General features: G+C 34.9%; 19 protein-coding genes. 10 read left to right on the forward strand and 9 right to left on the reverse strand.

Features of this window, described 5'->3' with window-relative positions:
- The first annotated feature begins 107 nt into the window (after positions 1-107).
- The 3 genes from J7604_RS07185 to J7604_RS07195 are packed head-to-tail and all read left to right on the forward strand — an operon-like array spanning position 108 to position 2,137.
- Positions 108-515 carry an Rrf2 family transcriptional regulator gene (locus J7604_RS07185; RefSeq protein ID WP_293893304.1) on the forward strand — a complete coding sequence of 136 codons (408 nt, stop codon included), beginning with the start codon at positions 108-110 and terminating at the stop codon, positions 513-515.
- A gap of 60 nt (positions 516-575) precedes the next feature.
- Entirely contained in the window at positions 576-1,229 is a 654-nt protein-coding gene (locus tag J7604_RS07190) for an NAD(P)-dependent oxidoreductase (protein WP_293893307.1), read from the forward strand.
- Positions 1,230-1,276: 47 nt separating this feature from the next.
- Positions 1,277-2,137 (forward strand): alpha/beta hydrolase, encoded by an 861-nt coding sequence (locus J7604_RS07195; protein WP_293893310.1) that lies wholly within the window; start codon positions 1,277-1,279, stop codon positions 2,135-2,137.
- 46 nt (positions 2,138-2,183) lie between these two features.
- On the opposite strand, the gene J7604_RS07200 is transcribed toward J7604_RS07195, so the two are convergent.
- The gene (locus tag J7604_RS07200; RefSeq protein ID WP_293893313.1) at positions 2,184-2,852 is read right to left on the reverse strand and encodes a hypothetical protein; all 669 of its coding nucleotides are present in this window, start codon (positions 2,850-2,852) and stop codon (positions 2,184-2,186) included.
- A 215-nt stretch (positions 2,853-3,067) separates the two neighbouring features.
- Here J7604_RS07200 and J7604_RS07205 point away from each other — a divergent pair, with 215 nt between their 5' ends.
- Together J7604_RS07205 and J7604_RS07210 are read left to right on the forward strand one after the other, a co-directional pair.
- Entirely contained in the window at positions 3,068-4,474 is a 1,407-nt protein-coding gene (locus J7604_RS07205) for a T9SS type A sorting domain-containing protein (RefSeq protein WP_293893317.1), read from the forward strand.
- 341 nt (positions 4,475-4,815) lie between these two features.
- The gene (locus J7604_RS07210; protein ID WP_293893320.1) at positions 4,816-6,249 is read left to right on the forward strand and encodes a T9SS type A sorting domain-containing protein; all 1,434 of its coding nucleotides are present in this window, start codon (positions 4,816-4,818) and stop codon (positions 6,247-6,249) included.
- Between the two features lie 277 nt (positions 6,250-6,526).
- Here J7604_RS07210 and J7604_RS07215 read toward each other — a convergent pair whose 3' ends face one another.
- From J7604_RS07215 to J7604_RS07225, 3 genes are all read right to left on the reverse strand, one after another.
- A complete protein-coding gene (locus J7604_RS07215) occupies positions 6,527-7,474 on the reverse strand; it encodes an alpha/beta hydrolase (protein ID WP_293893323.1) in 948 nt (315 codons plus the stop codon).
- Between the two features lie 67 nt (positions 7,475-7,541).
- Entirely contained in the window at positions 7,542-8,108 is a 567-nt protein-coding gene (locus J7604_RS07220; RefSeq protein WP_293893326.1) for a Crp/Fnr family transcriptional regulator, read from the reverse strand.
- 60 nt (positions 8,109-8,168) lie between these two features.
- Entirely contained in the window at positions 8,169-9,617 is a 1,449-nt protein-coding gene (locus J7604_RS07225) for a hypothetical protein (protein WP_293893329.1), read from the reverse strand.
- 290 nt (positions 9,618-9,907) lie between these two features.
- Between J7604_RS07225 and J7604_RS07230 the strand changes: the two genes are divergently transcribed.
- The gene (locus J7604_RS07230) at positions 9,908-10,501 is read left to right on the forward strand and encodes a Crp/Fnr family transcriptional regulator (protein WP_293893332.1); all 594 of its coding nucleotides are present in this window, start codon (positions 9,908-9,910) and stop codon (positions 10,499-10,501) included.
- A gap of 430 nt (positions 10,502-10,931) precedes the next feature.
- Here the strand turns inward: J7604_RS07230 and J7604_RS07235 are convergent, their stop codons facing one another.
- Positions 10,932-11,060, reverse strand: a complete 129-nt coding sequence (locus tag J7604_RS07235) for a hypothetical protein (protein WP_293893335.1) — start codon at positions 11,058-11,060, stop codon at positions 10,932-10,934.
- Positions 11,061-11,193: 133 nt separating this feature from the next.
- Between J7604_RS07235 and J7604_RS07240 the strand changes: the two genes are divergently transcribed.
- The 4 genes from J7604_RS07240 to J7604_RS07255 all read left to right on the forward strand — a co-directional run bounded on the left by J7604_RS07240 (position 11,194) and on the right by J7604_RS07255 (position 15,163).
- The gene (locus J7604_RS07240; protein ID WP_293893338.1) at positions 11,194-12,054 is read left to right on the forward strand and encodes a hypothetical protein; all 861 of its coding nucleotides are present in this window, start codon (positions 11,194-11,196) and stop codon (positions 12,052-12,054) included.
- Between the two features lie 200 nt (positions 12,055-12,254).
- Complete coding sequence (locus J7604_RS07245) at positions 12,255-13,547, forward strand: T9SS type A sorting domain-containing protein (RefSeq protein WP_293893341.1); 1,293 nt, start codon at positions 12,255-12,257, stop codon at positions 13,545-13,547.
- Between the two features lie 150 nt (positions 13,548-13,697).
- On the forward strand, positions 13,698-13,928 hold the full coding sequence (locus J7604_RS07250) for a hypothetical protein (RefSeq protein ID WP_293893344.1): 231 nt from the start codon (positions 13,698-13,700) through the stop codon (positions 13,926-13,928).
- A 338-nt stretch (positions 13,929-14,266) separates the two neighbouring features.
- Positions 14,267-15,163, forward strand: a complete 897-nt coding sequence (locus J7604_RS07255; protein WP_293893347.1) for a slipin family protein — start codon at positions 14,267-14,269, stop codon at positions 15,161-15,163.
- Positions 15,164-15,354: 191 nt separating this feature from the next.
- Here J7604_RS07255 and J7604_RS07260 read toward each other — a convergent pair whose 3' ends face one another.
- The 4 genes from J7604_RS07260 to J7604_RS07275 all read right to left on the reverse strand — a co-directional run bounded on the left by J7604_RS07260 (position 15,355) and on the right by J7604_RS07275 (position 19,413).
- Positions 15,355-16,566 carry a M57 family metalloprotease gene (locus tag J7604_RS07260; protein WP_293893350.1) on the reverse strand — a complete coding sequence of 404 codons (1,212 nt, stop codon included), beginning with the start codon at positions 16,564-16,566 and terminating at the stop codon, positions 15,355-15,357.
- 655 nt (positions 16,567-17,221) lie between these two features.
- Complete coding sequence (locus tag J7604_RS07265) at positions 17,222-17,710, reverse strand: hypothetical protein (protein WP_293893353.1); 489 nt, start codon at positions 17,708-17,710, stop codon at positions 17,222-17,224.
- Between the two features lie 33 nt (positions 17,711-17,743).
- Entirely contained in the window at positions 17,744-18,370 is a 627-nt protein-coding gene (locus tag J7604_RS07270) for a hypothetical protein (RefSeq protein WP_293893356.1), read from the reverse strand.
- Positions 18,371-18,441: 71 nt separating this feature from the next.
- A complete protein-coding gene (locus J7604_RS07275; protein ID WP_293893359.1) occupies positions 18,442-19,413 on the reverse strand; it encodes a hypothetical protein in 972 nt (323 codons plus the stop codon).
- Positions 19,414-19,502: the final 89 nt, after the last annotated feature.

Genomic DNA, 19,502 nt, shown 5'->3' on the forward strand with positions numbered 1-19,502 from the left:
GAAATTCAGATTAAGTCCTTGTCGGAGCTATAAAAAAAAGATTTTTCTTTGGAAGTTTTAAACTTTTATAGTTTCTTTACTGTAATAATATTGGTTACAGTAAAGAAATGAACGGACGTTTTGCCATATCGATGCATATCCTGACCCTTTTGGAGCAATTTAAGGGAGAGGTCCTTTCGTCTGATTTCATTGCTGGTAGTATAAACATTAATCCTGTGCTGGTTAGGAAGGAAATATCTAATTTGAAGAAACATCATTTGGTGGAAAGCAAAGAAGGGAAGGCGGGAGGATTTACCCTGGCGAAACCAGCTTCACAGATTATGGTTTCCGATATTTATAAAGCCGTAGGGACAAATTCGGTTTTAGGAAAAAGTGTAAATGATCCCAATCCAGATTGTAAGATCGGAAAGCAAATTAACAAACAGCTAAATGCATTATATGAAGATGTGGAGAACGCTGTTATAAAGAAGCTGGGAAATATATCCCTGGCCGAATTCCATAAAAACTTTAGTTGATTTTTTTTAATCATAACTGTAATTATAATGGTTACAATTTAAACCTAAATACATAAACTTATGAAAATTGCATTAATTGGTGCTTCCGGATTTGTAGGAACAGCTGTTCTTAATGAAGCGGTTTCACGTGGTCACAGCGTAACAGCTATTGCTCGTAATCCTGGAAATATTAAAGTAGCAAGCAATCTTGTTACTGTAAAAAAAGCGGATGTATTTGATATTGAAGGGCTGGCCTCCGTATTGAAAGGTCATGATGTAGTGATTAGTGCTTACAATGCAGGATGGGGGAATCCGAATTTGTACCAGGATTTTGTCAATGGCTCAGAAGCTATTCAAAGCGCAGCAAAAAAGGCTGGTGTGAAACGCTTGCTTGTTGTGGGTGGTGCTGGTAGCCTTGAAATCGCTCCAGGTGTTCAGCTTGTAGATACTCCACAATTCCCCGCAGAGTATAAAACAGGAGCGACAGCAGCCCGTGATTATTTGAATATCATCAAAAAAGAAACGGAGCTTGATTGGACTTTCTTAAGTCCTGCAATACTTATGCACCCAGGAATTACAGATGGCCGCACAGGTAAATACAGAACTTCCCTTGATACACCCGTCTTCGATGCAAATAATGAGAGCCGCTTGTCTGTAGAAGATCTGAGTGTAGTTATACTTGACGAAGTGGAACAAGGCCGGTTTATCAAAAAACGCTTTACTGCGGCTTATTAATTCAGAATCGATTTTTAATTATTCAATAATCATTAATCAGACAAGTCATGAATACGATTAATTACAAAACCATCAATATTGAAGGTGTTAATATTTTTTATCGAGAAGCCGGTAATCCAAATCATCCAACGATTTTATTGCTCCATGGATTTCCATCTTCATCACACATGTATCGTGATTTGATCCGTGATCTTGCCGACCGCTACTATCTTATTGCTCCGGATTATCCAGGTTTCGGAAACAGCGATATGCCAGCTTCAACAGAATATCAATATACGTTTGATAACATTTCTGTTACAATTGAGAAATTTATTGACACTATTGGCTTGAGAAAATTCAGCCTCTTTATGCAAGACTATGGTGCTCCTGTCGGATATAGAATTATCCTTCGCAGACCAGAGCTGTTGCAGGCCTTACTAATTCAAAATGGCAATGCCTATCTCGAAGGACTAGGGCCTGCTACAGAAGATGGTAAACGTTTCTGGGCAAATAGAAATCCGGAAACTGAAGGTGCTATGAGAAACATGCTTTCGCTGGCTGGCACAAAAATGCAATACGTTGAAGGAGCTGAAGATGTAACGAGAATTAGTCCTGATACGTGGCACTATGATCAGCACTTTCTTGATCGTCCTGGCAACAAGGAAATACAACTCGATTTGTTGTATGATTATCAAAATAATTTAAAGCAATATCCCGCGTGGCAAAAGTTCTTACGCGATCATCAACCTCCAGCTTTGATTACCTGGGGGAAGAATGACTCTTTATTTACTGGTAATGGTGCTGTAGCGTACAAACAAGATCTCCCTAATGCCCAACTTCATTTATTGAATAGCGGACATTTTGCATTGGAGGAATTTCATAGTGAAGTCGCGGTATTGATTGATGATTTTTTGAAAAATTTGAAATAAACAGTAATAGTGTTATATCTAAAAGTCCAGTATAGTTAACGGGCTTTTAGATATCTTTATTGAGAAAGAAATAATAAAGATTAAATGAAATGATACTGTATTTTATATTGAGAGAATCTGAAGCATTTTGCTTAGATCTTGGGAAGTTATGATACCCTCCAATAGAGCATTGATATTGCAATCCATATTCAAATCTTCCATACCTTTTGCCTTCATTGCCCATTCTAAACTCTACAAGGTATTTTGAAAGAATCAGATGGTTGTATTGTTGATATAAAAACTCAACTTCTAGCATGTCAAGGGAAATACCTGAAGTAATTTTGAAATATTTATATGGATTAGTTGGGTGGCTGAATTTATAAAACAATTGAATTGGAATTTGATAGTTAATAACCCCAATGGAAGAGTCTATGCTCATCAAGCTCTTAAAGGAATTTTTTAAATCCTTTCTGGAAAATTGCTGATAACTTATGGCTGTTCCACTTTCGATTCCCAGTCTGTCACCCAGAATATATTGCCCTAAAAATCCAAGAGAATAAGATGCATTGCCTCTTAATTCATAGTTTATCCCATTTGCACTTTGTCTGATTGCCAACGTGGGGATGCTATATCCCAAGCCTACTTTGGGTCCTGCACTTATGCTATTCTGTGCGTCGACAGATTTCACCAGAAATGGGAACAGCGATAAATAAAAAAGAGTAAATAAATACTTCATAAAAATGTATTTATTCAGTTAACAGTTATGACTTACTTTTTATTGTATACTTTTTAAATGGATTCAAGATCTTTGAGGATGTTTTGTCCTGTTGGTATCATTACTACAATAATACAGTGAAATTGTTCCTTTATTAACTCAAAAGATGCATATATAAATCCTTCAACAAGCTCTGGAGTGCATGGCATAAATTCGCCGGAAACAAAATAAATCTTATGAGATTACTAAAATTTACTCTAATGAATTTGATGGTTGGAGCAATGTCCCTTTCAGCCATTTCCCAAATCCACATGATTAACTCTTCTAATGTGCCTTATGCGCATATGGGAGAAAGTGTAGCACAGTATGGAGGTTACTCTGCATTTGGTGCATACGAAGATGGTATTATAACTCCATCGGGATCCAAAACTTATCATGGAGCTGTTTATCTTTACAACAATGGCGTCCTTGAAAGAAGTTTCAAACTTACTGCAGATTCTATGCAGGTTGCTAATGTAGGTCGTTCTGTATCCTTGAATAGTAATTTCGTTGCTGCATCTTTTACTGGTTTTGTAATGTCTTCATCTCCGAGACCTTGTGTAGTTATAGCTGGTAAAACCAATGGTGTTTGGAATAATAACTTTAGCTATAGCATAATTGATTCTGATGTTACTATATCTACAACTCTACAGGTTGCATTGGATGGTTATGGAACGCTTGCTATCGGTTCTCCTGATGCGACGGTAAATGGTGTTAAGACCGGAGCTGTTTTTATTTATGAGTTTAATGGTTCTACATGGATTAAAAAACAAGTACTTACTCCATCAAATGTGGTTGCTGATGGGCTTTTCGGAAGATCTATAGCCTTTCATAATAATTACTTAATGGTTGGTGCTCCCGGAAGTCAAGGAGGTAGAGTATATACCTATTCTAAAAACGGAACCTGGTCTCAACTGAATGTATTTCCTTCTTCTGGAACTACTTATGCAGGTGCATTAGGACAGAATGTTGATGTTTCTGATAATACAGCAGTTGTAAGTGCTCCAACCCACAATGGAACAGGAAGTGTCTTCTTTTTAGACCTTCAAAATAATCAGTGGACAGTTGCTTCTCAGATCTCAAATGTTAGAGCGTCTTCTGTTGCTATTGAAAACGTAAAGGCTGTGGTTGGAGTAGACGGAGTATCTGCTCAGTTCTATCTTAAAGATTGGAATGGCTGGGTTCTGAAGAAAACAAGAACAAGCACTGAAGTTGGAGATAGCTTTGGGTATGATGTTGATATTGAAGGTAGCAAAGTATTAGTTTCAAGAAAATATGCTGATAAAAACGGCATTCCAAATGTTGGAGCAGGTGTTTCTTATGACTATTGGAGTACTATCTATAGCAGCTCAAGAGAAGCTGGTGATTTCGAAGAAGCTGTTGAAGTAAATAATTTATATCCAAATCCAACAACTCTTTCAGAAGTTACATTTAATAGTAGTGAAGAAATTCTTCAAGTAGAAGCTTATGGTCAGAATGGAAGTTCATCAAAATTAACTTTCTCCGGAAATAAGATCGATGTAAGATCTTTGACTCCTGGTTTATATACACTACAGATCAGAACTGCTAATGGCATAGAAAGCAGAAAGCTGTCAGTTCTTTAGTTTGGTTTATTTTTTAAAATGATAGGAGTGCATTCTACAGCACTCCTTTTTTATTTATGCTGTGAAAAGTTTTGAACCTGTTTAATCTCTGCTAAAATCCGAACAAATACTTTTATATATTTTAGTAATTCCACTTTTTAGATAGCTCAATTTTTTGGTTACCATTTTATCAATCTTGTCTAAGATACAAGCCTCAATAAGAATATACGGTGATTCTGTAATAAACAATTATGCATTAGTATATCAGGAATAAGCTATTATAAATCCAAAAGAGGCTTATATGAATCAGGTAAAAAAGACAAGAATCCAGCCTATAAATTGACAATAAAAATTTAATACTTATGAAATTATTAAAATTTACTCTTATGAATTTGATGGTGGGAGCTATGTCGCTTTCAGCCATTTCACAGACTCACATGCTGAATCCATCTAACACTCCTTATGCGCATATGGGAGAAAGTGTGGCACAATTTGGAGGCTACTCTTTGTTCGGTGCTTATGAAGATGGAATATTGCTGGACCAATATGGAAATAAAACTCTTCCGGGAGCTGTTTATCTTTTTAATAGCAATGGTGTACTTGAAAGAAGTTATATGCTTACAGCAGACTCACTTCGCTATGCAAACGTAGGTCGTTCTGTTTCCTTGAATAGTAACTTCATTGCAGCAACTGTTACCGGTACTATTATTACTCAAGGGCCAAGACCATGTGTATATATTGCCGGTAAAACGAATGGCGTATGGAATAACAACTATAGCTATAGCATAACAGACCCGGATGTGGTAATCAACACTGAATTGCAGGTAGCTTTGGATGGGTATGGAACGCTTGCTATCGGTTCTCCTCTTTCAACTGTTAATGGTGTTCAGACCGGAGCAGTATTTATTTATGAATTCGTCGGTAATCAGTGGGTTAAAAAACAAGTGCTTGTACCTTCCAATGCTATTGCTAATTCCAGATTTGGAAAATCTATCGCATTCCATAACAATTATTTAATAGTTGGTGCTCCACAAAGTGAAGGAGGTAGAGTATATACCTTCAGTAAAAATGGAACATGGTCACAGCTAAATGTATTCCCTTCAGGAACTACTTATGCAGATGCCAGACTTGGTGAGAGAGTTGACGTATCAGATAATACTGCAGTTGTAAGTGCTCCAAATCATAATGGTACAGGAAGTGTTTTCTTCCTAGATCTTCAGAATAATCAGTGGACTGTTTCTTCTCAAATCTCAAATCTAAAGGCAACTTCTGTTGCTATTGAAAACGTGAAGGCTGTGGTTGGAGTAGACAATGGGCAATATTCTGTAAATGGAATTGCTGCTCAGTTCTATCTTAAAGACTGGAATGGCTGGGTTCTGAAGAAAACCAGAACAAGCACAGAATCTGGTGATAATTTCGCATTTGATGTAGATATCGAAGGGAGCAAAGTGTTGGTTTCAAGAAAGTATGCTGATAAAAATGGAATAGTAAATGTTGGCGCAGGGGTATCTTACGATTATTGGAGCACTATCTACAGCAGCACAAGAGAAGCTGGTGATTTTGAAGAAGCAGTTGAAGTAAATAATTTATATCCAAATCCAACTACTCTTTCTGAAGTTACATTTAACAGCACTGAAGAAATTGTAGAGGTTGATGCTTATAGCCAAAACGGTAGCTCATCTAAATTATCTTTCTCTGGAAATAAGATCGATGTGAGATCTTTGCCTCCTGGCTTGTATACTTTACAGATCAGAACTGCTAATGGCGTTGAAAGCAGAAAGCTGTCAGTTCTTTAATATAGTTTTTTAAAATAATGAAAAGGAGTGCTCATATCCGGGCATTCCTTTTTTGTTTTAGGATAAATGAAATGGAAAAGGGAGCTTGTAGAGACGCCATGCATGGCGTCTCAAAACGTTCAATCACAGAAACCCTTTCAGTTTTTTATTAACCTTTTTTATGATTTTTTTTCTAAGTTTTTTGTGCTATGAATAAAGATGTTTAGAAAGTGAATACTTCTGATATATTGCCTGAAGGAGACGCCATGCATGGCGTCTCTACAATATCGATTAATTGTTACAATAAACTTTTCTCTTTGATCAAACGATAAAATTTCTCAGGTTCTTCTAAATGTGGCATGTGAGCTGAATTTTCAAAAGTCTCAAAAGTCTTAGGCGTAGCCTGAAGAAATTCAAAGTATTTTACTGAGATCTCAAACGGAGCAACTCCATCATGCAATCCTTGGATGAAATGAACTGGAACATTGATATTAAATTGTTTTTTGAAAAGATTGAGTGAATCCATTTCCGGTAGCAATGCTTTTTGGCAAAACTCCATTCCCTGCTGTGTTCTGAATATATCTGTTAATTTATAGTGCTTGCAGAAAAGTATATTTGTCAGTGTTTCCAATAGTATGTGAACATATCTTTTTTTTATCATGATACCACCCATATTAGAAATAATCTTAGCCCGCTCTTGAAATACATCCGACGTTTTAACTGAAGTGTAGTCTGTTTGATTTAAATGCTTCACTAGATTTGTCTTGCCTTTTTCCCTTGCTTTCTTTTTTGCAAAATCAATTGCGTGTCTATTCGCATAAGGTATATCGATATCTATTCCAACCAAAAAAATATTGCTATATAGCTCTCCAGCTTTTGACACAGCCATAAGAGAAATTGTTGCGCCAATTGAATAGCCAATCAGGATAGCCTTTTTCTTGTTATATTTTTTTAAAAGGTATTGAGTGCAATCAATTAAGTCTTCCGTAAGTTGTTCCAGTGATATGCTTTTAGGATTTGTTTGCTTGTCGAATGATTTTCCGCAACCCCTTTGGTCCCAGTATGCAACTAAAAAGTCATCTTCCCATTTCAGAAGTTTATTCATTGAATCTGCTTCCGATATCATAGGGAAGCCTGGGCCAGCCTGAACCTGAATAATAAGAGGAGCTTCAACGTTCTTTCCCCTTATGAGTACCCATTGTTCGGAGTTATTGATTTTAATTTTTTCGAGAAATTCTGTCTTCATGTTTTCCTTCTTTTGTACTCAAAGAAAAAACATGAAACTTTAAATCCCGTTCGCATTTGCGAAGAAATTATTTTTCTGATTTTAATCTGCTCAAATGCTGATAACTAATGCCCAGATAAGATGCTATGTGGTACTGTGTTGCTCTTTGTAAAACAAGAGGTTGATTTTTTATAAGGTCATCATATCGCTGCTTTGGAGTTTGCAAAATAAATGAGGTTGTCCTTTTGTAAAACTGTAAAAAAGTCTGCTCGAGTAATATCCTGTAAATTTTTTCGAAGGAGTGTGATTTATCGCAAAGTTTCAGAAAATCAGAATAGTCAAAAACGAGCAGCGTTGTAGGAGTCATAGCTATTGTGCTTGAAGTAAGAGGATGTCTCCCTATAACTGAAGGTAGGTCAGCGCAGAAACTGTTTTCAAAGTAAAATGAATCAGTTACCTCATTGCCATCTTTGTTATAGAATTTTCTCAGATAACCATTGATTATAAATGCAATTTTATTGCATAAAGTATTTTCCTGTATCCAGCAATCTCCTTTATCCAAATTTACTTCGTGGATGATTCCTAAGAAAGCAGCTTTTTCAGTTTTGGAAAGTGGCTTAATAGAATTCAATGCCTCTATAATATTTTCTTTCATTATTGTGTTTCTAAAATGCCTTTTTAATAACGATCAGACAAGAAACTTATGGTAATGGAATTAATCCTCAGTTTCATAATGTCTTTCCCAATCTGTAAAGACAATAGATTGATTGTCGCCTTTTACTAAAACTTCGAAATTTTCTTTGTCTATGCCTTTAATAGAAATAAAAATTTCAACAGGCATATCTTTATTCTCCTTAGTCAAGCTTTCGATGGTTTTATATAGTTTTTCTTTATCAAAGAATATTGTTGTGCTTTTAAGATTTATATTTCCTGTGTTAGTAAAATTTAAAGTAATATTATAAGGAAGAGGTTTGAGGCTTGAAGTATTTAACGTACTGAAGGTGCTGTTATATCCCCAATATCGACGGTCATCAAAATGGATGCTGTTTAAATCTCCTGGTGCTGAAATATTATAAGACAATTTAAATAGACTTTCCTCTATATCAATCCTCGTTTGCAGTCTTTTAAGATTTTCAATGTTGTGAGTATCTGTGAAAGTGTTTTGATTTTTGCTGTCTGTGTAAAGATCAAACAATTCAATAAATCTTGTCTTTTCTTTTTCGTTTATCGCCTTTGATTTTACTTGATAAGTATGACGTTTCCCCTCCTTTGTGGTGTAGAGATATACCTTGCCTTTTGGAAATATTTCCAATTGAATATTTAATATCATCTGACCATCTGCTTCCGTGCTTGGCTCAAAATTATTAATTGGAAATTTCAGGACATCGCTGTAATAGGTGCCTTCAACAGGGGAGTACCACGATAAGTATAATTCATTTGAGTTTAGAGGGATAAAGGTTGTATTAGGTTCTTCGGCCGGATTGCTGCAACGGGTTTTGTCCCATATATTAAGCTGATTAAGAAATTCATCAGAACGATACCGGCTTTGATTTAGAATCTGAATTTCAGCCTCCTTGTCGTTGGTTGTATTTTTAATCTTTAATGTTTCAATAAATATGGGAAGTTCATTATAGTGAAAGATCTGGAATTGAGCTCTTATATAATTTTTGCTATGATCTGATCCTGTCAAGTGGGTTCTTAATGTTTTGATACTAAAAAATAAAACAGGTGCCCCAATACAAATAATTAACCAGGAGAAAAATACAGGTTTGTTAAGAACTCCTGTTTTATGGTAAGCAATGTAGACGTGCATACCAAAACTATAAACAGCGAAGAGGGCAAGACTAATCAATAAAGGTGAAGAAAACAATTCAAACTCATGGGAAGGGCCTGTGCCTTTGCTATCACCCATTCCTCTTGCATATGAAAGCAATAGTTGTCTACCAAAGGAAAATAAAAATGAAAATACTATGGCAAAGATAATCCCTCCCTTCAATCCGAATTTGTATAGGATTCCAAACTGAATTGCAGCGATAATCATAATGCCAATGAAAGCAAATGTATTGATGTAAAGTCTTTCTAATTGATAACCGTCCATTTTGTAATATGTAAATCTGTTGAAGTTGATGAGAATGCAATATCGACAAATTAAGTTTATAGCCATAGCTTCTGTCTTTTATAAATGGAGATACAATTGTGAGATGTCTTTATTTTTGCTTTCTGAGATGTAGCTATGCGTTTTTAAATCAGAAATTACTTTTCGTTAATTGAAACGATGTGTTTGTCGATTTTCATTCTAATATAGACAGATAAGTTTGTAGATAAGATGAGTAATAATATTATTATTACAATTAATAGGAGCTATTTCTAATTGATAGAGATGTGTAAAGGAAATAATTTTTAATATAAATTAGCATTCAAATTTTATTTAATAAGATATTGCTTAGTGTAATTATGAATAAGCTAAAAGATTTTCTGATGGAATTAGGGAGTTTGTCCTTTGAAGAATGGGAAATGCTGGCAAGCATGGGAGAAAGGCTTCAAATGAAAAAAGCTCAGACATTTTTATTTTCAATGCAATATACTCTTCATGAAGTTTTTTTGCTAAAGGGAACTGTCAGAGCTTATTTGATTGATGAGACCGGAAATGATAAGACTACCGCTTTTTATCAGGAGGGGGCATTCGTGAGTACACATACTTTTAGAACTTTAAATGGAAATTCCATTGCCAATTATGAGACGCTTGAAGATTGTGAATTGGTATTTTTCAAATCAACAGATCTTAAATCTTTTTTTGCTCAGTCACCTCTGCTTCAACAATTAGGATATACTTTAAAGGAACTGGAAAAGAAACGCTTGGCCAGGAGGGACGAGACGCTTTTACCACAAGGCAATATGGAAAAATATAAAAAGTTTCAGGAATATTATCCTAACCTTGAGCATAAGATCTCGCATAAGTATATCTCCTCCTATCTTGGTATGACTCCGGTCTCTTTAAGCAGGCTTCGGAGAAGTATCAGAATCGCAGATAAAAGTGTTAACAATTGATAATACTTTCTCTATTCTGTACGAGTAGCTTTGTCTGAATAAACTTAAATAAACAGACAATGATTTTTAAATTAATTTTCAGGATTTCAAAGTGGTACTATACTTTGTTATTCTTTCTAGTTTCTTTTGCTATCCAATATTTTTTGGTGGTTAAATTTCTTCCTGATTTTTTAACATATTCATCAGGATTTAAGAACCCAGATCAGTTGTTCTGGTACTCGCATGAATATTTGTGTCGCTTGTATTCTGTTCTAGGTAATGAAGGACGTGCGATGTATTTTAAGATGTTATCTTTAGACTTTTTTTATATGCTGTTCACTAGTCTTGCTCTGATGAGTTTAATGTATAATTTAACGATAAATAGCAAATGGAAAAGGTTATGTTTCTTGCCAATGATAGCTGCATTTTTTGATTTCACTGAGAATATATGTCAGATGTTTCTATTAAGATCTTTTCCTGTCAGTAATAGCATGCTTGTACTAATTTCTTCCTCATCATCTTTGATGAAGATGATGCTGATGATGCTATGTTTGTTCTTGATAATGATTTTGTCAATCAAATTCTTTTATTTAAGAATTATAGGACGTCTCTATAAGAATATGAATGGATTGAGGTAATCGATAAACATATATTTGCAATCATTGTTTAAGTGTTGTAGAATACACGCCTTTCTTGCAAATAGGTTTAAGTAAATGAAATGGATCTTTCTATTTATTTCAGTGATTGCCCTTTCAAGATTAGGTATTGCGCAAACTAATACCTATTCGAGTCCGGAATCTATTCAAAGTACAATACCATCAAAAATTAATGCTGAAGCACCAAATCCTTTTAAAGGATTTGGTAGTCCTTGGAAACACTCTTGTGCATTAAACATCGATAATTATTATTCTCCCAAAATTCAAGGAGCCACCGAAGTGGGAAATATATTGTTGCTCCGTGGTGTTTTTGCAACTAAGAGGCATATGGTTCGTGCTACTTTGCCATTTGTTTCCATCGCAACCCCTAATGGCTATAGATCCGGAATTGGAAATTTTAATATTTTCGATATTATTCATTTAACCAATGATAGTTCAAATATACATTTTGGATTGGGACCTTTAGATAGTGCACCGAGTGCGACGAGTTCAGTGCTTGGAGTTGATCAGTGGCAATTTGGTGGAAGTGCTCTCATTGCTCATGTTAATCAGTCTGGCATTATTACAGGTGGACTAGCTACTTATCGAACTGCCTTATTTGGTATTGATCATGGACTGAATGGTGGTGGGTATCTGACGCTCCAGCCTGCATTGCTATTGAATATGGGAAATGGATTATATGGAAGGAGTATGGGAGCTACCTGTATCTTTGATTTTAACAATAAGAAAACATTAATTCCAATTGGAATTGGAATCGGACAGTTTTTTAAAGCTGGAAATGCAATAGTTAATATTTTTATTGAGCCAGGATTTACTGTGTATAGCGAAGGCGAAAATTTACCTGCTTACCAAGTTCTTATTGGCATGTATTTTTTCTGGTTAAAGGATAAAAAGCAAAGCAATGCAATGCCTGATTAAAAATACTTTTCCTCCAATGCTGATTAATTTTATTTGTACCTTCTTTTAAAGTTTTAATAATACTTATCTTAAGATACTGTACTACATTTTAGAAGTATAGCTTAAAGATTTATGCTTAAAGTTTTTGGTTAGTACTTCTTTAAAATTTATAAAATAATGTATTTTGCCTTTTTATAAGTGGATATACTAAGACCTGAAAAATGAAATTTTTCTTTACTATTGGTATCTTTAGCATAGTTACCTTTCAAAATTTTTTATATGGACAAACTTTTAGGCCATTCCCTAATAATCCCGTGATATCCTTTAAGCAGCCTAATCCCGGAGTCTGGAATGATCCTTGTGTATTGAAAGTGAATAATGAGTACTGGATGTACCTTACCTCTCCCAATGGAAAGACAGGACCTTTTGATGGTAATGTTTTACCTTATCTGATGGAGTCCCCAGATGGAGTAATCTGGACGCTTAATGATTCGGTTCCTTTACTTTTAAATAATACAGATCAGGAAGCATGGGATAGTAAAGGTGTTGAGACGCCTTCTGTGATTTATTTCAATTCTTTATATCACATGTATTATACAGCAGTCCCTGAGAATGGTCAAACGGGGCAAGCAGCTATCGGTCATGCTACCTCTGGTGACGGAAGGTTATGGACAAAAGATAAAATAATTCTGGAACCTTCAGGAGTTGCAGCCGATTGGAAAAGTTATTCTGTAGCGGAGCCAGGAGCAGTTGTTTATAATGGTATGATTTATCTTTATTTTACAGGTGTAGGGGCTAGGCAGGACACGACTTATCCTGCAGGGCAATCGGTCATTGGCCTTTGTATTTCAGAGGATGGGTTCTTATTTGGTCCAGCTAAGAAGGTGCTTACTCAGGGTGGTTTGTTTCCTGCCTCAGAGTCCTATTATGGATATTCAACTCCTGCAGCGCTTATAATTGATGAGGCTGTACATCTATATTATGACGTTGTACTTGAAAATCCGCAGTGGCACCAGACAGCGCTGCATCATGCTTATTCAACTAATGGAATAGATTCCTTCATTGAAGATCCTTTAGATATTTTTGAGAAATCGGATTTTACGTGGACTTCAAGAGAAATAAGATCTCCATCAGTTTTATTAGATAGCTCTGTCATAAAGATGTGGTTTGCAGGAGATGATATTTTTAATAGTGGAAAATTCGGTATTGGTTATGCTTCCTCAAATGTTCCTGTCACCGGTATAGGAATGCTTCATGGTTTGAAGAAAGCCAGTCATACCATTTGCCCAAATCCAACTGTCAATTTGGCCATTATAGTAGCGTCAGTGAATTTTAATCTAGCCTCCTTTCAATTGTATGATAATTTTGGAAGACTTGTAAGAGAAGAAAAGAATATTTCTGGTCAGTTATTTGTTCTGCAACGAGACCACCTCCCAAGTGGTATCTATTTGATCCGAGTAGTGGAGGAAGGAAACGCAATAATTCAAGACAGAATAATATTCAGAGATGAATGATATTCTCCTGTAGAGACACCATGCATGGCGTCTCAAATTTTTAATCGCCAACAAAAGAAATTCCGAATTTGATTTATATCAAATGAAATGTGATCTTTTTAAACCACCATTGTAATAAGATCAGATTATGAGAAAAATAAGTATTCCAATTTGATAGCAAATGTCCTCACCGGTTTAGCCTTTATAGCTCATACATTTGTCGGAGATATGGAAATAAGCAGCATTCAGCCTGCTGTTACTATAACAAACTGGAATGAAAAACAAGAGATATGGACAATGGCCAGATGTGGATGGCATTGGATTTCTTTTGACTTGCTATGTGCTACAGTTACACTTGCCCTGGTTAACTTCACAAACTTTTTTAAAAATAAGAAAAACTAATTTACAACTATTGCCTTTCTATTTTTGGGGATATGCCATAGTATGATTGTTTGTTATTATAATCTCAAATTATTTTCCTAATAATTTTCTCAAGCTAGGACAATGGATGTTATTATCAGTAATAAGCGGACTTATTTACTATGGACAAAAAGCAAAATAGTTAGATAGAGAAGATCAAATAAAACATAGGAATCATTGCTTTTAAGATTCAAGGCATCATTCTTCAAAGGGTATATTTATTTTTAATTGAATAGTCTTGGTAAACGGAACATTTTAAATTACTTACAGTTTCCCTATAGATAAATTCGTCTGAAGATTTGATTTAAAATGAAACTGAAATGAGCTCATCAAACGCTGTCCCTACGCTAATTTTCTTTGTCATGCTTATCATTGGCATTTTATTGGGATATATTTCTTTCGGAATGTCTCCTTCATTTATTTCGGTGAGCTTATTTTCATTTATACTTGCTTTAGTTATTTCGTCCTCTATAAAAATTGCCAATCCCTGGGAAAAGGCTCTTGTGCTGCATCTTGGTAAATTTCGCAGATTAAAAGGTCCAGGGATGTTCTTTATTGTACCCATTATTGAAACCATCCCTTATTGGATCGATACCAGAGTAATTGCAACTTCCTTTAAGGCGGAGAAAACACTCACAAAAGATTCTGTTCCTGTTAGTGTAGACGCAGTTTTATTCTGGAAAGTTTTAGATCCTGTCAAGGCTTCTTTAGAGGTTTCAGATTATCATAGTGCTATCAATTGGGCATCACAAACAGCCCTGCGTGATGTTATCGGTAAAACATTGCTTTCGGAGATGCTCGAAGGGAGGGACAAGATCAGTAATGTTTTACAGAATATCATAGATGAACGCACAGAACCCTGGGGTGTCAGAGTGAATTCAGTAGAAGTGAAGGATGTATTGATTCCGCCGGGATTAGAAGATGCCATGTCAATGCAGGCACAGGCTGAAAGAGAAAGACAGGCCAGAGTTATTCTTGGAGATTCGGAAAGACAAGTGGCAGAAAAGTTTGGAGAAGCAGCAAAAACTTATGCAAACGATCCTGTTGCATTGCATTTAAGAGCGATGAATATGCTTTATGAAGGATTAAAAAAGAATTCCACTTTTGTTATTGTGCCAAGTTCTGCAATAGATTCTATGCAGTTAGGGGCAAAGGAAGGAATAACAGGATTTTCAAATGGAATAAATAACAAGAATCCCAAAGTACAGGCACAATGAGGTTGAACTAAGGCGGCTTCGCATAAAAGTCTTATTGTTCCCTGGGATAGAAAAAGAAGAAAAAAATGATGCCATCCTTAAATGGATGGCATCATTAGTACCTTATATACTAGGAAAAATATCAAATTTCCCCATAAAAGTCTGTCTAATAATTAAGGACAGGCTTTTGTATTAATATACTATAGTTCAAATTATCTTGGGAAAGCATAAAATGCGATTCCTTCGTAATTCCAGTAACTTTGTCCATCAAGCCCTCTCGTCGTCATCAAATAGTGGTCAGCTCCTTGTAGACTATAATAACCGTAGACAGGTATAGTGCCCGGAGCCTGGTAATTATATGCATAAAAAGCCACGCCCTGATTTTCCCAGTAATTAGCGAGATTCATATTTCCATTAGTTGTGTAATAATGGTCTGCTCCCTGATTGCTGTAGTAAACGTAAATGGGTACAGTTCCAGGAAGCTGGGAATTGTGGGCATAGAATGTAATACCTTCAAAATTCCAATAACTGTTTGTGGTCATACCTCCCATGCCGAAATAGTGATCAGCACCCTGATTGCTGTAATACACTAACACTGGACGTCTGTCTGAGTTTTTCGGATAAAGAGCATTAAGGCCAAAGACATCGTAAGAGTTGAATGTCCTGTTTCCGCCAGGTGTGCAAGATAACATGAAAGAATTCGGGTCTGCAACCGCCGGAGTGTTTGGAACTTTAATTGCACCCTCAATAGAAGGTCCTTCGTTGTAGTATGCACCACCACAGCTATAGCTTCTGTCCATATAATCTGTATGTCTCATTCCGATAGTATGACCAAGTTCATGCTGGATAACGGTAGCTACATAGTCTATGTTGGACCCTGTTCCAAACTGATAAGTATTCAGATTTATTAAGTTATATGGATTACCTGATGCTGTAGGAAAACCCGCATATCCCAATATTCCGGATACATCATAGAATCCATTAATTGTAATTTCTGCTCCGCTTGTTACCCTCTCAAACCTAAGGCCCAAAAAAATTCCATTATACCTTGAAATTGCTTTATCTGTTGCCTGAACGAAATTAGATCCTAAAGAAGAAGAAACAGCTATTGTAATTACTCTTGGTAATCCTGTAATGATATTTGTTGTGCGGTATTGATCTGTTTTGCTTGTTCTGAGAGCTGAAGAATTAGCAATGTCAGCTTCTGTAAGAAAAATATCTCCTTCCACGATGTAGCCATTGTCTCGTTTTATAACAGAGCTGGTATTGTAGCCTGCAGATTTTAAAGATGCAATTATTTCATCCGGTACTTGAGATTTTTTCTGATCAGCTTTAGAAAGATCTCCTTCATTTTTTTTGCAAGAGAACAAACCTGTTGTTAAGCATAGCATTAACGCTATATAGGTGATTCGTTTTTTTATCATAAAAATTTAGTTTGAAAATGTTTATATTAAAATAGAATGAGTGCTTTAAATCCTCTGATAGGTAATGATAGCTAGTATGGTTTCTATTCTATCATATTTTTCATGATGATTCGAAATCCGATTTTTTCAATTTTACTATTGTGTCTTAACAGAGGTTATTGTCGATAGGTAACTCAAACTTAAAATCTCACGTCGCAGTCCATTTGCGATATGACAAATAAAATTTTAATCCTTCTTTAGATTGATAATTGAATGCAAAAGTGAGTAAGTCCTTTGTAGAAAAAAATAGCCAATTTTAGTCATTTTTGGGTAAATGGCTAAGTATTAGAGTATCGCAGGGGAGATGATGGTTTAGGTGATAGAAACATTTATACATCGTAAATATACCTTCAAGGTTCTAAACCTTGAAGGTGGTGGGAATTTCTTATGCTACTTTCAGCTCTTCAGTTACGTTTCAAGAAACTGTATAAGGAAGAAAAGATCCCTTGTCTTTTTCTCAAATAGCCCTATTAGGATGAAGTAAGGGCTTGAGTGAGTTGTCTGCGGGATTAGTTGAAGGGGTGAAGTGAAGATTTCATAGAGACAACCATGCATGGCGTCTTCAAGGTATATTGAAATGTGTATTATAATTACCAAATTACATTGGTATAATGATTTAGGAAAATGAAAGGTAATCTTTAATGATTTTTTCAAACTTAATAAACTCTTCGAAAGGGAAATCATTTCGTCTGATTGTAATGTAATTTTTATCTTTCATTAATAAGAATGACTTTTTTAATTGTAGATAAGCGATGGTTAAAAAACTGTTTAGTGGTATCTCAAATTCTACAGTTGGGGTGAACTCTTTTATCTTTTCTCCTAGTGTCTCTTTAAACCCTAATACTTCAACCTGCAGGGTGTGCTGCCGGTCTTTTATTTTTCTTAGTTCAAATTTTTCCCCTCCTGGTTCATCATACCAAAAGAATGAAGCACTTTCCTGACCTTGTATTAGCTTGGATAATGCTTTAATAAAATCATAATAAGGGTTTCCAAATACATGAGTGATAGTTATTTGATATGAATCGTGTCCAATGAAAATTCTGCAAATACTCCATCCATGAGGATTCATTGTTAAGATAAAATCAATATCGTCAGTTTTTTGCATTTTATTAGAACTTATCTTTCTGTTATCAATTTTTTATTTCAACCGCTCTTTAATCTTTTTCTTTGCTTTAATATATCTATCCCGATTTCGCCATGGTGAATATACGGTAGGTGCTTTTCTTGCAATCAAAAAATCAATTATTTCTTCTCTTCCTAACTCATCGAAGCTTTTTCTCTCAAAACAATAACCTAACTTCAAATCTTTAAACTCTTTGTACTCTTGTCGAATATAATGATTCAAGCATTCTTCATTGGTTAGATACTTTTCTAATCCAAAACCTATCTTTATATTCAAGAATCTATCACTTGATCTTTTATCTCTTCTTGATTTTATTAAATAGATCATATCATAATAAACTGCATCATCACAAGCACACTTCCTTTTAGCCCCTCCTTCGTTTTTATAGAAAAGGCCATATATCAATCTTTCTGCCAATTCAGTGGTCAATGACGCATCTTTTTGCTTTGGATATAATTTAAAGTATAGTTCTTTAAATTCCTTGGGTAGGGGCGATTCTCGTTTAATTTCTGAAGTATAAATTACTAATTCATCTTCTGTCAGATATTTTTTCCACCCATTGATCAGCCAATAATAGCCACCAGCGATCATGAGTATAAAAACAAATAATATACTCAGTAAAATTTTATAGAGTTTTTTCATTTTAAAAGATGTGAATCTTTTGCTAGAGGGATATATATGGTCTTAGATTTTTAGCTTGTGAAGTAAAGTAATTAATCAAATGAATATATTTTATTTTCACGTTGAAGTTCTTTCAAAAAGTCTTGCCTCTCTTCACTATCCTTCATTCCAGATTGCTTTATCATTTCGTATTGTTTCCTAATGACTTTTATACACTCCGTCTCAACCGGATAATTATCGGCCAGTTCGTAGAGATTTTTAAAATATTCAACTAGCTTTCCTTCATCCATAAATGGATATGTATTATCCATACCATTTAATAAAAAATACAAATAATATCTTTCGTTGTTCTTTCCCTCTTTTGAGAACAAAAATTCAGGGTTGGTATTATTGAATTTTTCCCACCAAAGTAATCTTTCTAAAAAATCTTTTTCCGTAAGCAAGATTGAAGCATCATTCTCAAACCAATTTTTGTTTTCATAATTTACTTGGTCTAGATATTCAATCATTCTGTGAGAAAGAATATGATAAAACTCTCTTTTTATAAAATCTCGATCTTGTTCAATTTCTATGATTCCCTCTGGATAGTTAAAGTTAAATCCATTTCGTCTTAGTTCATTATAGTATGTTTTTGCCCTTTTTTCAGGAGCCTTTTGTCGGGAAATTGTTACAAAAGGTGTATAATCAGTTGTATCATGTTCTAATACACTATTTAACGAATCGGTAACTAAATCATAATATTTATTAAAAATAAAAAATAGTGAATCAGCTTTGATAGTATCACACTTAGTAATAATCAGGCTTAATTCTTTTTTAGCTAATCCAATACTCATAGGCTTATGACAGTCCAATCCATTTAGATAGTTTGCATAATTTATGAACAGGCTGTCAGAGTTAAATCCTTTTAAATCAATTTTGCCACATTCTTTTGGAATAATATAAGCAACCATCGCAGTTATTTTTTCTTTGTTTAGTTTTTGATGATTATCCTTTTCCTCATTGGTAGAAGAGCAAGCCCCCAGAACAAGTAATGTGAAAATGATTTGTAGGTGAATTTTATTCATATTTTTAAAGCGGTTCTATTATTTTCCAGATCTTGTTAATCACTTCTGTAGGCTTTTGTATCTGAAGATAATTCTTCTACTAATTTACC

The sequence above is a fragment of the Sporocytophaga sp. genome, from assembly GCF_017745095.1.
GTDB lineage: Bacteria > Bacteroidota > Bacteroidia > Cytophagales > Cytophagaceae > Sporocytophaga.